The organism is Clostridium sp. JNZ J1-5 (assembly GCF_053901425.1).
Genome location: NZ_CM132773.1, coordinates 1,822,194 through 1,835,733, shown reverse-complemented (window position 1 = coordinate 1,835,733; position 13,540 = coordinate 1,822,194). Strand labels below are relative to the sequence as shown.

The 13,540-nt window shown below is 32.6% G+C and carries 16 protein-coding genes; 12 read left to right on the top strand and 4 right to left on the bottom strand.

The genetic code is table 11. The annotated features are described in order from the left end of the window. The first annotated feature begins 2 nt into the window (after window positions 1-2). The 9 genes from ACWW38_RS08885 (at window position 3) to ACWW38_RS08845 (ending at window position 8,062) form a co-directional block, all read left to right on the top strand. Window positions 3-1,412, top strand: a complete 1,410-nt coding sequence (locus ACWW38_RS08885) for a nickel-dependent hydrogenase large subunit (protein ID WP_456257235.1) — start codon at window positions 3-5, stop codon at window positions 1,410-1,412. 4 nt (window positions 1,413-1,416) lie between these two features. Further along, the gene (locus ACWW38_RS08880) at window positions 1,417-1,866 is read left to right on the top strand and encodes a hydrogenase maturation protease (RefSeq protein WP_456257234.1); all 450 of its coding nucleotides are present in this window, start codon (window positions 1,417-1,419) and stop codon (window positions 1,864-1,866) included. Between the two features lie 3 nt (window positions 1,867-1,869). Further along, window positions 1,870-2,121: a hypothetical protein gene (locus ACWW38_RS08875; protein ID WP_456257233.1), complete on the top strand. Its 252-nt coding sequence runs from the start codon at window positions 1,870-1,872 to the stop codon at window positions 2,119-2,121. Window positions 2,122-2,130: 9 nt separating this feature from the next. Continuing rightward, complete coding sequence (gene hypF, locus ACWW38_RS08870; protein ID WP_456257232.1) at window positions 2,131-4,410, top strand: carbamoyltransferase HypF; 2,280 nt, start codon at window positions 2,131-2,133, stop codon at window positions 4,408-4,410. 6 nt (window positions 4,411-4,416) lie between these two features. Next, a complete protein-coding gene (locus ACWW38_RS08865; protein ID WP_456257231.1) occupies window positions 4,417-4,653 on the top strand; it encodes a HypC/HybG/HupF family hydrogenase formation chaperone in 237 nt (78 codons plus the stop codon). Further along, window positions 4,640-5,743 (top strand): hydrogenase formation protein HypD, encoded by a 1,104-nt coding sequence (hypD, locus tag ACWW38_RS08860; RefSeq protein WP_456257230.1) that lies wholly within the window; start codon window positions 4,640-4,642, stop codon window positions 5,741-5,743. The genes ACWW38_RS08865 and hypD overlap by 14 nt, the downstream gene beginning before the upstream one ends. A 77-nt stretch (window positions 5,744-5,820) precedes the next feature. After that, the gene (gene hypE / locus ACWW38_RS08855; RefSeq protein WP_456257229.1) at window positions 5,821-6,813 is read left to right on the top strand and encodes a hydrogenase expression/formation protein HypE; all 993 of its coding nucleotides are present in this window, start codon (window positions 5,821-5,823) and stop codon (window positions 6,811-6,813) included. Window positions 6,814-6,943: 130 nt separating this feature from the next. Next, window positions 6,944-7,480 (top strand): DUF6143 family protein, encoded by a 537-nt coding sequence (locus ACWW38_RS08850; protein ID WP_456257228.1) that lies wholly within the window; start codon window positions 6,944-6,946, stop codon window positions 7,478-7,480. A gap of 36 nt (window positions 7,481-7,516) precedes the next feature. Beyond that, window positions 7,517-8,062: a DUF6143 family protein gene (locus tag ACWW38_RS08845; RefSeq protein WP_456257227.1), complete on the top strand. Its 546-nt coding sequence runs from the start codon at window positions 7,517-7,519 to the stop codon at window positions 8,060-8,062. Between the two features lie 66 nt (window positions 8,063-8,128). Here the strand turns inward: ACWW38_RS08845 and ACWW38_RS08840 are convergent, their stop codons facing one another. Genes ACWW38_RS08840 through ACWW38_RS08830 form a run of 3 tightly spaced genes read right to left on the bottom strand, consistent with a single transcriptional unit; the run spans window position 8,129 to window position 9,225 of the window. Next, window positions 8,129-8,701 carry a manganese catalase family protein gene (locus ACWW38_RS08840; RefSeq protein ID WP_456257226.1) on the bottom strand — a complete coding sequence of 191 codons (573 nt, stop codon included), beginning with the start codon at window positions 8,699-8,701 and terminating at the stop codon, window positions 8,129-8,131. A gap of 21 nt (window positions 8,702-8,722) precedes the next feature. Next, window positions 8,723-8,998 carry a spore coat protein CotJB gene (locus ACWW38_RS08835; protein ID WP_456257225.1) on the bottom strand — a complete coding sequence of 92 codons (276 nt, stop codon included), beginning with the start codon at window positions 8,996-8,998 and terminating at the stop codon, window positions 8,723-8,725. Window positions 8,999-9,000: 2 nt separating this feature from the next. After that, window positions 9,001-9,225: a spore coat associated protein CotJA gene (locus tag ACWW38_RS08830; protein ID WP_456257224.1), complete on the bottom strand. Its 225-nt coding sequence runs from the start codon at window positions 9,223-9,225 to the stop codon at window positions 9,001-9,003. 199 nt (window positions 9,226-9,424) lie between these two features. Between ACWW38_RS08830 and ACWW38_RS08825 the strand changes: the two genes are divergently transcribed. From ACWW38_RS08825 to ACWW38_RS08815, 3 genes are read left to right on the top strand one after another with little or no spacing between them, the layout of a single operon-like run. After that, window positions 9,425-11,302, top strand: a complete 1,878-nt coding sequence (locus tag ACWW38_RS08825; protein WP_456257223.1) for a DUF4396 domain-containing protein — start codon at window positions 9,425-9,427, stop codon at window positions 11,300-11,302. Window positions 11,303-11,314: 12 nt separating this feature from the next. Then, window positions 11,315-12,529 carry a cell wall-binding repeat-containing protein gene (locus tag ACWW38_RS08820; protein ID WP_456257222.1) on the top strand — a complete coding sequence of 405 codons (1,215 nt, stop codon included), beginning with the start codon at window positions 11,315-11,317 and terminating at the stop codon, window positions 12,527-12,529. A 5-nt stretch (window positions 12,530-12,534) separates the two neighbouring features. Beyond that, complete coding sequence (locus tag ACWW38_RS08815; RefSeq protein WP_456257221.1) at window positions 12,535-13,101, top strand: hypothetical protein; 567 nt, start codon at window positions 12,535-12,537, stop codon at window positions 13,099-13,101. Between the two features lie 43 nt (window positions 13,102-13,144). Here the strand turns inward: ACWW38_RS08815 and ACWW38_RS08810 are convergent, their stop codons facing one another. Further along, window positions 13,145-13,387, bottom strand: a complete 243-nt coding sequence (locus ACWW38_RS08810) for a DUF1657 domain-containing protein (RefSeq protein WP_456257220.1) — start codon at window positions 13,385-13,387, stop codon at window positions 13,145-13,147. Between the last annotated feature and the right edge of the window lie 153 nt (window positions 13,388-13,540).

Below are 13,540 nucleotides of genomic sequence, written 5' to 3'. Positions count from 1 at the left end.
TTATGGCTGAAAAGATAGTTATAAATCCTATAACTAGAATAAGCGGCTTTTTAGAGATTACTGCTTATATTGAAAATAATAAAATTATAGATGCTGAAAGTTCAGGGCTTCTTTTTAGAGGGTTTGAAAAGATGTTAAAGGGGAGATCTCCACTTGATGCTATGTATTTTACAGAAAGAATATGTGGAATATGTTCTACAGCCCATTCTTTAGTTTCTGTAAAAGCTCTTGAAGCAGCGTACAATATAAAGCCAAATAAGAATGAACTTTTACTTCAAGATATTCTTCATGGTTGTGAATTTCTACAAAATCATTTAAGGCATTTCTTTCAATATACAATACCAGATTTCGTTAATGGATTTGATATTAATCCGTTGTATTCCATTCAACATAATGATTTTAGAATACCCGAAAAACAAAGTGTACGGCTCAGAGAGGATTATTTCATATCACTGAATTATAGTAAAAAAGCACATGAAGCACTGGCTGTACTTGGCGGAAAAGTACCTCATAATCATGGAATGTTTGTAGGAGGGGTAACTGTACAAATAACTGCTCAAAAAATACAGCAAGTGAAATCATTAATTACTGATATAAGAGAATTTATTAGAAATAGAATGATTGAAGACATTTATATAATTGCTGAATACTACAAGGAATATTTTAATAATGGCTCTGGATATGAGAATCTTATGAGTTATGGACTATATGATAGTTATGAAACAGGAACAAGGTATGTTAGCCCTGGAGTGATAATAGGTGGAGGACAGGAAAGTTTTAATCCTTCAAATATATATGAAAATATATATTCAGCCTGGTATAGAGCAAATAGTGAAACACTAAGTCCTAAAGAAGATGAAGAGTGGGAGACTGATTTAAAGAAATCTACAGCCTATAGCTGGATAAAGGCACCTAGATACAATGGGAATCCTATGGAAGTAGGACCTTTAGCTAGAATGTATATAAGTGGACGATATAGAGAAGGGATTTCAACTATGAATAGGTATATAGCTAGAGTTTTAGAAGCAGAACTAATATCAGAAATTATTATAGAACTTTTAGATGAATTAACTCTAGAACCTGTAACAAAAAAAGATTATAAGCTTCCTGAAGGTGCTATAGGGCAAGGTTTAAATGATACTACTAGAGGGGCTTTAGGACACTGGATAAACATAGAGAAGGGTTCTATAAAAAACTATACAATAATAACTCCAAGTACATGGAATCTCTCATCGAAGGACTCAAAAGGGGTAAGGGGGCCAGTAGAAAAGGCTCTTATAGGTACCTATATAAATAATCCTAAAAATCCAGTGGAAATTGGGAGAATTGTTAGGTCTTTTGATCCATGTGTATCTTGTGCTACTCACGTACTAAGTAACAATGTTTCAACAGTAAATATAAGGATTGTGTAGGCATATGAAAGTTAAAGTTATAGGTATTGGAAATAGGATAATGAGAGATGACGGCATTGGTGTTCTTATTGTAGAGAGTTTAAAAGAGGATCTAGAAAAACAACAAATTGAAGTAATAGTAGGGGAAACTGATGTAGATTACTGTTTAAGCTATATAGAGGATGGGGATTTTTTATTTATAGTGGATGCTGCAATTTATGGTTTAAGACCAGGGGAGTTAACGATAAGGAAGATCAATAGTGGCTTAGATAATTTTGAGAAAAGTTACTCCCAACATCAATTAAGTTTAGTAAAGCTGCTAAATAGTTATCCATTGAAAAAAATTTCTGGATATGTAATAGGTATTGAAGTTTTAGATATAGATTTTGGATTAGAGCTTAGCCATGAATTAAAAGACAATTTCAAGGAAATAAAAAATAAAGTTTATGATTTTATAATATCGCAGGGGGTATAAACTATGCATGATTCACTTTTAATGCAAAACATTTCCGCTAGCCTTAATGGTATATGTAAAGATAATGGCATAAAAAAGATAACAACAATAGAGATAGCTGTGGGATATGGAAGTCCTATAAACGAAAAAAATCTAATTGACCATCTAGTAGATATGAATAAAGGACTAGTGAACCATAAAACTAGAGCAAAGGTCGTATTTGATAATCTACCAGATCAAATAGCAGAAATAAAAATAATAGAGGGAGAGAAGTAACCATTAAAAATGAGTGAAGAGTATAAAAGATATTATGTGCGAATATATGGAGTAGTTCAGGGGATAGGATACAGACCTTATATATATAAAGTGGCAAAACAGCTAAAGTTAAATGGTTGGGTGAACAATATTGATTCATCTGTGGTTATAGATATAGAGGGCAAAAGAGAAAAAGTAAATGATTTTTTAATAAAAGTTATAAAGAGACCACCTAAGCTTGCTAGGATACAAAAGGTTGAAATAGAAGAAAAGGACTATAAAGAATACAAGGGCTTTACAATAAAAGAGAGTATATCTGAGGAATCGAAATTGAAATTTATTATTCCTGATATAGCTACTTGTAATAAATGTATAGAGGATGTATTTAACATAAATTCTAAAAGGTATAGATATGCTTTTACTAATTGTACTGATTGTGGCCCAAGATATTCTATAATAGAAGCTTTGCCTTATGATAGATCTAACACAACTATGAAACACTTTCAAATGTGTAGTAGCTGCTATGAAGAGTATGTAAGCCCAGAAACAAGAAGGTTCCATGCACAACCAAATTGCTGTGAAAAGTGTGGACCTAAGCTTATACTTACTGATAATAATGGCGGAGTAATAGAATGTAACGATGAAATAAAGGAAACTGCGAAACTTTTAAAGATGGGGAAGATATTTGCCATTAAGGGTATTGGTGGATTTCATATAGTATGTGATGGTAGCAACAGTGAAGCAGTAGAGCAGATTAGAATAAGAAAAAAGAGACCACATAAGCCATTGGCTATAATGGCAAAGAACACAGAGATAGTTAAAAAAATTTGTTATATGAGCCAAAAAGAAGAAGAAATATTAATGTCTAATAAGAGGCCTATTGTTCTTCTAAATAAAAAATATAATGAGCTGCTTCCACAAAATATAGCTCCTAAAGTAAAAAAATATGGAGTTATGCTGCCCTATACCCCGCTACATTATTTGCTATTTGATGAAGGCCTAGAAATTCTTGTTATGACAAGTGGAAATATAAGTGGATGCCCTATAGAATATAAAAATGACAGTGTCATAGAAAAGCTGAAAGGAGTAGTGGATTATTTTCTGTTAAATAATAGAGAAATATATACTCCTATTGATGATTCTGTAGTAAGGGTAATAAATGGACAGGAAGTAGTTAGTAGATTGGGAAGAGGATATACACCCCTATTTTTTAATGAAGATATAAAAAATAAGATTTTTTCCTGTGGCTCTGAAATGAAAAACACATTTGCATTTTCTGTAGATGGAATTGTGTATGTAAGCCAGTATTTGGGAGATTTGAAGGACTTAAATTCATTAAATGAATATAAAAAATCTATTAAAAAGTTAACTACAATATTTAGGTTTAAACCTGAAGTTTTTAGCTATGATATGCATCCACTATATATGTGCAATTTATATGTTAAAAGGAAAAAAGGTACAAAAATTAAAGTCCAGCATCATCATTCACATATGGCAAGCTGTATGATGGAGAACAATATAAATGAAGATGTTATAGGTATTATATATGACGGCATGGGATTAGGAATGGACAATAATATTTGGGGTGGAGAATTCCTAATAGGAAATAGAAAAGATTTTAAAAGAGCAGGAAGCTTTAAATATACAACTATTCAAGGAGGAGATTCTGCACAAAGAGATATCTGGAAGGTGGCAGTAAGTTATATAAATTCAATAGAGAATCTAGAATTAAGAGCAAAAGGCATAAACTTAATTAAGAATTTATATAAACAAGATGTAGAAATAATATGCAAAGCATTAGAACGGAATATAAATTGTTATAAAACTTCTAGTGTAGGAAGATTATTTGATGGTGTGGCAGCTATTTTAGGGATAAGAGAAAGTATAAGCTATGAAGGCCAAGGAGCAATTGAGTTAGAAGCTATAGCAGATAGCAATATATTTGATAGTTATAAATACTCAATTAATGAAGAAAAAATTTTTATTGTTAGTTATATAAAAATAATAGAAGGAATATTAAGAGACATTGAAAAAGGTATTCCAAGTTCTGTGATAAGCACTAAATTTCATAATACTATAGTAAAAATAACTGTCCATATGGCGTTTATACTGAAAGGAAAATATAATCTTAATAAAGTTGTGATTAGTGGAGGCGTTTTTGAAAATGAATATTTAATTACAAGGCTTTTAAAAGAGCTGGTAGCTAGAGGGTTTGAAGTGTTTTTTAATAAGATTGTACCTACTAATGATAGCGGAATTTCTTTTGGACAAATTGCTGTAGCTGATGAAATCTTAAAAAAGGAGTGTTAGTTAATAATGTGCCTTGCTGTTGCTGGAAGAGTCACCTCTATTGATTTACCTTTTGCGAATGTAGACATACAAGGAATTGAGACAAGGATTAATATTGAGCTAATTAGTGCACCTGCTAATGGAGATTATGTCCTTATCCATGCAGGTTTTGCTATACAGAGAATAGATCAAGAGTATTTTGATTTTTTAGATAGAGCCTTAGAAAAAATGCTAAAGGAAGATGATGAATTTGGCTACTATTAAGTTAAAGAAGATAATAGAAAATATTAATTTTTTAAGTAAAGATGTACCTTTAGAAGAAATAAATATTATGGAGGTCTGCGGGACACACACTAATTTAATAGCTAAAATGGGAATTAAAAATGTATTAGATAAAAAGATTAACCTAATATCAGGACCAGGATGTCCAGTATGTGTTACAGATGAAGGATATATAGATGCAGCCATAAAATTAGCAAGAGAAGGATTTATAATAGCTACATTTGGGGATTTAATGAAGGTAAATGGAAGTGAAACTAATCTTTTAGCTGAAAAATCTAAGGGGAGAGATATAAGAGTTATATATTCTGTTTATGATGTAATAAGAATGGCAGAATTAGATAAGGAAAAAAGCTTTGTACTATTAGCAGTAGGATTTGAAACTACTGCTCCTCTTATTGCATGTGTAGTTAACACTGTACTAAAGCTCAATATAAAAAATGTATTATTTTTGACTTCATTAAAAATAATGCCTCCTATTATTGAAAAGATATTAAATTTAAAAAATAGGGATATACATGGCATAATCTGCCCTGGCAATGTAGCAGTAATAACAGGAGAAAAAAGTTTTAGCTTTATATATGATAAATATAAAGTTCCAGCAGTTATCTGTGGATTTGAAGATAAAGATATAATTGGAGGAATACACTTTTTAATTAGTTACATTAACAAAAAGAACAATAGATTATGCCAATGTGGATTCCAGAACCTATATAAAAAATATGTTAGAGATAATGGAAATGAAAGAGCTAAAATGTTTATGGAGGATACTTTTACAATAGATGACGGTATATGGAGAGGTATAGGATTGATTGAAAATTCTTCATTTGTTTTAAGTGAAGAGTATAAAGAATTAGATGCAGTAAAGAGGTTTGGATTAGAAGATTATTTCAAACATAATAAGAAGAATTTATGCAAAAATAATCTATGCAGATGTAGTGATATTTTACTTGGAAATATTTCGCCTAATAAGTGTGCTCTATTTGGAAGTATATGTACTCCTAGGTCACCTGTTGGACCTTGTATGATATCATCAGAAGGAACTTGTGCAGCTTATTATAAAGTGAAAGTTTAGGAAGAAAGCCAAGAACTCTGTTAATAAAAGATGTTAAAAGGATACTTATAGGGTAATGTATATAAGGGGGATTAAATGTGGATAAAGTGCAATTAATACACGGGGATGGTGGAGAATATACCTCAGAACTTATAAAAGATATATTTTATAGCAATTTTAGTAATGATATATTACTTCAGGAGATGGATTCTGGAATATTTAAAATTAATAGTGAAAGATTAGCCTTTACCACAGATTCTTTCATTATAGATCCTATTTTTTTTAGAGGGGGAGATATCGGGAAATTATCAATATGTGGTACAATAAATGACCTTACTGTATGTGGAGCATACCCACTATATTTAAGTGCTAGCTTTATTATAGAGGAGGGTTTTCCTATTAGTAAGCTAAAAGATATAGCATCATCTATGAATAAAACCTGTAGTGAGGCAAAAGTGAAGATTATAACAGGGGATACTAAAGTAGTTGAAAAAGGTAAAACAGATGGAATTTTTATTAATACAGCAGGGATTGGAGTTATAGATAAATTTTCTCCTAAAAAAATAGAACCTGGAGATAGCATAATAATTACAGGAACAATAGCAGAACATGGTACAGCTATTGCAGTTGATAGGTATGAACTAGATATACATGGAGATATAAGAAGTGACTGTGAACCACTTAATCATTTATTAAGTTATTTGCTGAAATATGAAGAGGGTATAAAGTTAATGAGAGATCCTACAAGAGGTGGAATAGGACAAGTGTTAAATGAAATTTCAAGAAAGAGTAACCTTGGAATACACCTTTTTAAAGAGAATATCCCTATTAGGAGAGAAGTTAAAGCTATTAATGAAATGTTAGGGCTTGATCCTTTATATTTGGCAAGTGAGGGTAGAATTATAATAATAGCAGACAAAAGCATTTCTAAAGAAATAAAAAATGAATTGCAAAGCACATGTGGTTGCCAAGAAGCTAGTATATTAGGACACTTTACTGAGGAGGAAAGACTTGTATATATAGAGAATTCTATTGGTGGGAGAAGGATTTTGAATGGTTTAGACTTTCAAATGCTTCCAAGGATATGCTAAGAGGTAACATGATACAAGTATATTCCGAACTAATTCTTACATACTCTAAAGTTTACTTAATCAATTTGAACAACTATCTATGCTATTTCATATTATATCATTATAAGAAAGCACAGTTAGGAGAAATAGTATGTCAGAAGAAATAAGTAAACAACCAATTCAGGTAGTAAACATAACCAGTCCAGCCTTGAATTCAAGACTTGGAAGATATTTTATAGGCCAAACCGGGCTGCTGAATTTCGGCGGCGGATATAATGCCTGGGGCGGAATAATAAATCCTATTGATTCAGGAGTGAATCTATATATCGATATTTTTACCATAACAAACTTTTCAACTCAAAGCTTTATTGGAGAAGTCTGGTTAAATGCTGATGTACCTAAAAATGCAGTAGTCTCTCCCACTGTAACTCCGTCGAATCAGGGTATTTCACCTCCTCCATTACCAAAGGCTGTAATGAAGTATGCCAATTATTTCACTGAACCCATGACTAGAGGTGTGAATATTTTCGGCAGAATTGTTGCTCAAAATTCCACTCTTGTAAGCGATTCACATAATGGATCAATAATTATCGGTCCAGGAGGCTCCTTTTCAATACTTCTAAGACCACCGGTATCTCAATACATCACAGGGACAATCGTTTTGACCTGGTGGGAGGAAGCAATATGAATCATCAGTCAACGTATGATTATGAGGAGGAAGATTATGAGCTTAGTATTAATGGATAATGAAAAACGACTTCAAGAGGTCAACGTGCTGCCAGAAAACGTATATCACTCCTATCTTGGAGAATACTTCCTAGGGCAGACTGATATCATATCTTTCGGTGGAGGATACAATGCATGGGGAGCACTAGTCAACCCGGCTGGATCAAAGGTTAATATGTTTTTGAATGCCTATACCATTACCAACTTTTCCAATGGGCCATTGACAGCTGAAGGCTGGCTAAGTACCACACTTCCCGGAAGAGGAGAAACATCACCATATTTTGCTGCCGGTAATCAGGCAATTATTCCACCGCCAATGCCCAAAGTCGAAATTCTAAATGCCAGCTTTGTATCTGGAAACCCTAGAGGTGGTACCTACACCTTCGTAAGAAGGGTTGAACCAAGTGAGACCCTTACAAAGCATGATTTTCAAGGCATGTACATCATACCTCCAGGAAGTTCCTTTTCTTTATTCTTTTTATCACCGGGAAATTGGCAGGTATATGCGAGAGTTGCTTTTGGCTGGTGGGAAGAAAAAGCATAATCTAAAAAATTAAAGGCCCTTAGGCCTTTAATTTATTCTGTTACACTTTGATTATATTACGGATTATTAATAGTATTTTTTACTAGCCATATGATCTTGAACAGACACTAATGCTTCACCAAAGCGTTGGAAGTGAACAATTTCTCTTGCCCATAGGAACTTTAGAACATCTTTTACATCAGCATCATCTGCTAACTTAATTAAATGTTCATAAGTTGTTTTAGCCTTTTGTTCAGCAGCCATATCTTCATGTAAATCAGTGATAGGATCTCCTATTGATTGTATATAAGACGCTGTCCAAGGAATTCCATTGGCATCTGCTGGGTAAATTGCATTATCGTGTTGAGTATAATATCCACCTAACCCAGCTTCTTTTAATTCATCAGGAGTAGCATCCTTTGTAAGTTGATAAACCATTGTAGAAATAATTTCTACGTGAGCTAATTCTTCTGTTCCGATGTCAGTAAGTAGGCCCTTGGTTTTGCCAGTTGGCATTGAATAACGTTGACTCAAGTATCTTATGGCAGCACTCAATTCTCCGTCTGGACCGCCAAACTGAGCCATTAAAAATTTAGCCATTTTTATATCTTTACATTTAATTTTAACAGGGTATTCCAGTTTTTTTTCATAAACCCACATGCATATACGCTCCCCTCTAATCTATTCTCCGCTTTCCCAAGGCCAAGGTTCGTCTACCCAAGTCCAAGGACATTGACTTTGAGCATATCCAAAGTTAGTCAAAACTCCAAATTTCATTTCATATAACCTTTTTAACGACATAAGTTCTTTAGAGATTGCATTATAATTTTCTACGGCCTTTCCGTTGTTTGGATGATTATCCAAATATAGATTTAAGTCTACTGCAGCAAATTCGTATTCTCTAATCTTTTTTAGTAATTCTGATCTTGATAACTTATCATGTAACATTCCATCCATAACTAACGCCTCCTATTATCAAATGGTCCTATTGGTGGAGGGAAAGCAGCATGAAGATTAGGAAATACAGTACCTTTATAAATTGCTTCTTCCACCGGGAATATTCCTACATATGGTTGATCAGGAACGTAGGCCCTTGCTAATTCCATTTTTTCGAATTCAGGCATAGGTAATCTTGCTCCTGGTATATACATTGGGTCTGGATATGGAATAAAATTTTGATACACAATATTCACCTCTTTAAGTATAGCTACAATAACATTATATTAATTAGCAAAAAATGTGTGTAAGTCTGAAAAGGATTTTTTTATATTAAGAGACTTTTATACATTAAAAATCATTTAAGTGAGCATATTAGTAGTGTAAATGGACTAATTATCTTAACTAAATATAAATATAAAAGCTAATAAGTTTAGGAGGCAGAATATGAAAAAAATATCTGTAATATTAGCTACTATACTATGTGTTATTCTAACATTAGGGCCCTTATCTGTAGCTAGGGAAACGTTATTTCCTAGTAAATCAGAATCACAAGGACAGAGAATTCATCTAAATACAGCTAATACTACAAGAGTAGCTGGAAATACATCAGAGGAAATTTCTGCACAAATATCAAAGATATTGTACCCACCATTAGATAGTGGAAGTAAAGTTCAAGCTATCATATTAGTACAATCAGATAGATGGCAAGATGTTTTGAGCCTTATCCAATTAGTAAAGCCCTATAGAAGTATAGTAATTAATGTAGGAGAAGATATATCTATTGAAACTATGGATTACATAAAAAGTGCTAGACCAACAGGAATTCCTGAGCTAAAAGGAGTACAGTTATTAGTATTTGGAAATAGTGTAGATAATATAAAATTAAAATTAAGTGGCAGTGGACTTTATTCAACATATATACCTTATTCTGGTACTGAAGAATTAGAGAAAATTGTGAACAACTTTCCGTCAGTAACTCAAGAGCAAAAATACGGATTTCTTGTTAGTGATGAAGATCCCTTGATGTCTATACCGGTTGCAACATGGATTGTAAATCAAGGTGGAGTTCTACTATATGTTAATAAGGAGAATAATCTATATAGTGCTTCAAAAGAGATTTTGCAAAAGAATAAACTAAAAAAAGTCTATATTGTGGCGGATAAAAAATTAGATGGAGATAAAGTATTAAATGGATTTAAATTGAAAAAAGAAAGAATATCTGCAGCTAACCCTGAAGAAATGGCTATTAAATTTGCAAAACTTAATAACAAAGAAGATTTAGTAGGCTGGAATTCTGATAGAGAAAAAAGAGATGTTGGACATAATTATATTCTATGTACAAAAGAAAATCCAATGCTTGCACTAATAGCTTCTCAATTAGCTGTAAAAGGCAAAACAGGACCTATTTTATGGACTGACAGCAATAGATTATCTCCTTCTACTGAAAACTATCTCTGGAGAGTAAAGCCTAACTATTGGGTTACTCCTGATGAAGGGCCATATAATAGTGTTTGGGTTATAGGAGATAACAGCATTTTAGATTTCTCAATCCAAGGAAGAGTAGACTATATTCAAGAAATAGAACCCTATGAAACCATGGGCAAACAAGGCGTAAGCGGAATTGAATTATTATCTATAATTTCTATGGCAATTTCATTGTGTGGGGCATCGTGGATTACTCTGCACTTATTTTTAAGAAGGAGAAGTTTGTCCACATTAACTAAGTTGATTTGGATATTAACTGTATTAATATTAGGTCCTATAGGGTTGTGGATATATATAATTTCATATGTAAATTCCCCTTGGATTAAGATGAATAAAAAACTTATATGGATGAGGCCCTTATGGAAGCAAGCTTTAGTTACTACAGTGATGGGATTATCATTTGTTGCATCTATTATGATAAGTATAGCATTTTTAATGTTTAGTGGGGGATTGCCGTTAGCGTCTATACCAGAAAAAAGCGGAATATTTCTGTTGGGAAATCCAATGGTTTTAATAATGGTATTTTTATATATAGTAGCATTTGTGCTAAATTTATATATTTTTATGCCTACCATTTTTATGGAAGTAAAAAACTTGTCTTATAAACATGCAAAGAAGGAGTCGGTATTAGTTGTATTTGTTTCTATAACTTCAGTATTCATCGGTATGGCTATTAGTATATGGTGGTTAAGCATGGTGTATGCCCCAAGAATGCCAAGCGCGGATTGTATATTGTGGTGGGGATTTATGCAGCTATCTACTTTGATAGGAGGAATTATAGCCTATATCCCAAACTGGCAGCTAGTTAAATACGGTAAGAAAATGGGTACTGTATAAGGAGGAAGATAATTGATTACAGGAGAATGGTTAAGGAAAAAGTATAGATTTACTTTAATTGTTGAAGGATTAGTAGCAATTATAATATTATACTTTATAATTTTTTTTCAGCCTAGTTACTATGTAAAATCCAAAAATGTTAGTGAAAATTTTCAAAGACCAATGGTAACTGGAAACACAACTAGAGTTTATGGTAAAGATTTTTATGAAACGGCGGTGGCCATATCTCAAATATCTTATCCAGCAATATTCAAAGATGATAAACCAAATGCTGTTATATTAGTTAGAGGAGATAGAAAAGAAGAGGCTATTTTAGCCTCTAGGATTATTAATTATCCTATAAATGCACCAATCTTATATGTGGAAAAGGATAATGTTCCACAGGTTACTTTAAATGAAATTAAGAGATTAGATCCCCAGGGTATATTTGTAGATAGAAACAGAAAAGCAATTTTAATTGGTGATATTGGTGAGAAAGTAAAAAGTCAGTTAAATAAAGGAAATATTGCATTTAGACATTTGCAGGGAAAAGATCTCTTTGAATTAGGGAAAAAAATAGATGATTATCTATCTGCTGTTAAAGGGGATCATAAAGATGCTGTTATTGTAGCACCTATAGAAATTCCAAATTATGCATTGGTTCAGTCTGCATGGACTGCACATGCTGATGATGGATTTTTATTTGTTTCAAGAAATGAAATCCCTAAAAGTACAAAAGATGCATTAAATTTAAGACACGGTGGTGCATATATATATTTATTAGGTGGCGAAAACTCTATATCTAGTGACGTTAAAAAACAACTTTTACAATATGGGGTTGTGCAAAAAATACCTGGAGGAGAGGATATATATAGTCAGTCTGTAGGATTTGCAGGATATAAAGATGTAGGCAAAAACTTTGGGTGGTGGCTTAGCAAAAGACCACGTGATTTTGGTTGGGGAATTTCAGAGGCAGGACATAATTTTATATTTGCAAACCCTGGTGAATGGCAAAGTGCTATAGCAGCCTCAGCGTTATCCCATAAAGGCAAATATGGACCAATGATATTAGTTGAAAAAGACAATATTGCCGACTCTGTAAGAAGATATCTTCTTACAGTTAAGCCAATGGAAAATTATGCACAAGGACAGATATATAATCATGGATGGATTATAGGTTCTGAAGATAATATAAGTAGTAAAGTTCAAGTTAAGCTAGATGAAATTCTAGATAGTAGAAAGGAATAATAAACATGAAGAATAAAAATAGAGATGAAATACGGCAAGAGGATATGGAAAAAGAGCAGCAATTTCAGCAGCAAATGAAACAGAGACTTGAAAACTTGCCCAGGTTTAGTTATAGAACTATTAGATTTTTTGAAGACAAAAAGACAATGCAAAAAGCTATAGATGAGTTAATGAACAATAATATTACAAACTTAAGCAGTAAAACACTTACAGAAAATTATATACAGGAAGTATACGATGCATATATTTTCATGCCAAAGGAAGGTTCATATACACTAACGGCTGCAATTATGGGGGGAGTATTAGGAATAGTTTTGGGTGCATTACAGGGAAAAGGAAAAATACATCTACCTGTACTTAACTCTGTATCTGCAGGAGGTAGTATAGTAACAACTGTGTTATGTTTTGCCATAGGGGCTATCATGTTTGCCACATTTACAGCCATTGCTATGGTATACAAACCTATAAAAGAGGTTAAGCCAGGTTATGGAATGTTATCAGTATATTCTAGTATAGAAGATAAGCAAAATATTGAAAATTATTTAAAAAAATATGACCCAATTAAATTATAATATAAGCATCCTGATACTATTCGGTATTAGGATGCTTATATTGCTACTTATGTTCTAAGTTTTGAACAGGAGTTCTTAATTTTTGAGGCTGATATTGAGGTTCTTCTGCCATTACAAAGTTTATTCGGCTTTGTAATGTAGTGACACATTGATTTATGTTCTGTGCCAATTGTTCAAACATTTGTTGTGCATTTTGATCATTTGTGTCTAAAGAAAATGTTCTGCAGTTAGATTCAGCCCCTTTTAACATTTCAAGAGTTTGATTTAGTTTGCTTATGACTGTCATATACATACCTCCAGTACCTTCTCAATTTACCTGAAGTTTAAAACTCTGTTTATCTGATGACTACCATCCGTAATACTCCCACTTCTAAAGTGGGAGATAACGGCTGTTACGTCCCTAGATAAGGGATTCTAAGCTTCAGTTGGAGAAAAGAAA

Excerpts from the sequence above, each read along its gene's own strand:
- ACWW38_RS08885 (WP_456257235.1), top strand. The coding sequence starts at position 3 with ATGGCTGAAAAGATAGTTATAAATCCTATAACTAGAATAAGCGGCTTT.
- ACWW38_RS08880 (WP_456257234.1), top strand. The coding sequence starts at position 1,417 with ATGAAAGTTAAAGTTATAGGTATTGGAAATAGGATAATGAGAGATGAC.
- ACWW38_RS08875 (WP_456257233.1), top strand. The coding sequence starts at position 1,870 with ATGCATGATTCACTTTTAATGCAAAACATTTCCGCTAGCCTTAATGGT.
- hypF (WP_456257232.1), top strand. The coding sequence starts at position 2,131 with ATGAGTGAAGAGTATAAAAGATATTATGTGCGAATATATGGAGTAGTT.
- ACWW38_RS08865 (WP_456257231.1), top strand. The coding sequence starts at position 4,417 with ATGTGCCTTGCTGTTGCTGGAAGAGTCACCTCTATTGATTTACCTTTT.
- ACWW38_RS08850 (WP_456257228.1), top strand. The coding sequence starts at position 6,944 with ATGTCAGAAGAAATAAGTAAACAACCAATTCAGGTAGTAAACATAACC.
- ACWW38_RS08845 (WP_456257227.1), top strand. The coding sequence starts at position 7,517 with ATGAGCTTAGTATTAATGGATAATGAAAAACGACTTCAAGAGGTCAAC.
- ACWW38_RS08840 (WP_456257226.1), bottom strand. The coding sequence starts at position 8,701 with ATGTGGGTTTATGAAAAAAAACTGGAATACCCTGTTAAAATTAAATGT.
- ACWW38_RS08835 (WP_456257225.1), bottom strand. The coding sequence starts at position 8,998 with ATGGATGGAATGTTACATGATAAGTTATCAAGATCAGAATTACTAAAA.
- ACWW38_RS08825 (WP_456257223.1), top strand. The coding sequence starts at position 9,425 with ATGAAAAAAATATCTGTAATATTAGCTACTATACTATGTGTTATTCTA.
- ACWW38_RS08815 (WP_456257221.1), top strand. The coding sequence starts at position 12,535 with ATGAAGAATAAAAATAGAGATGAAATACGGCAAGAGGATATGGAAAAA.
- ACWW38_RS08810 (WP_456257220.1), bottom strand. The coding sequence starts at position 13,387 with ATGACAGTCATAAGCAAACTAAATCAAACTCTTGAAATGTTAAAAGGG.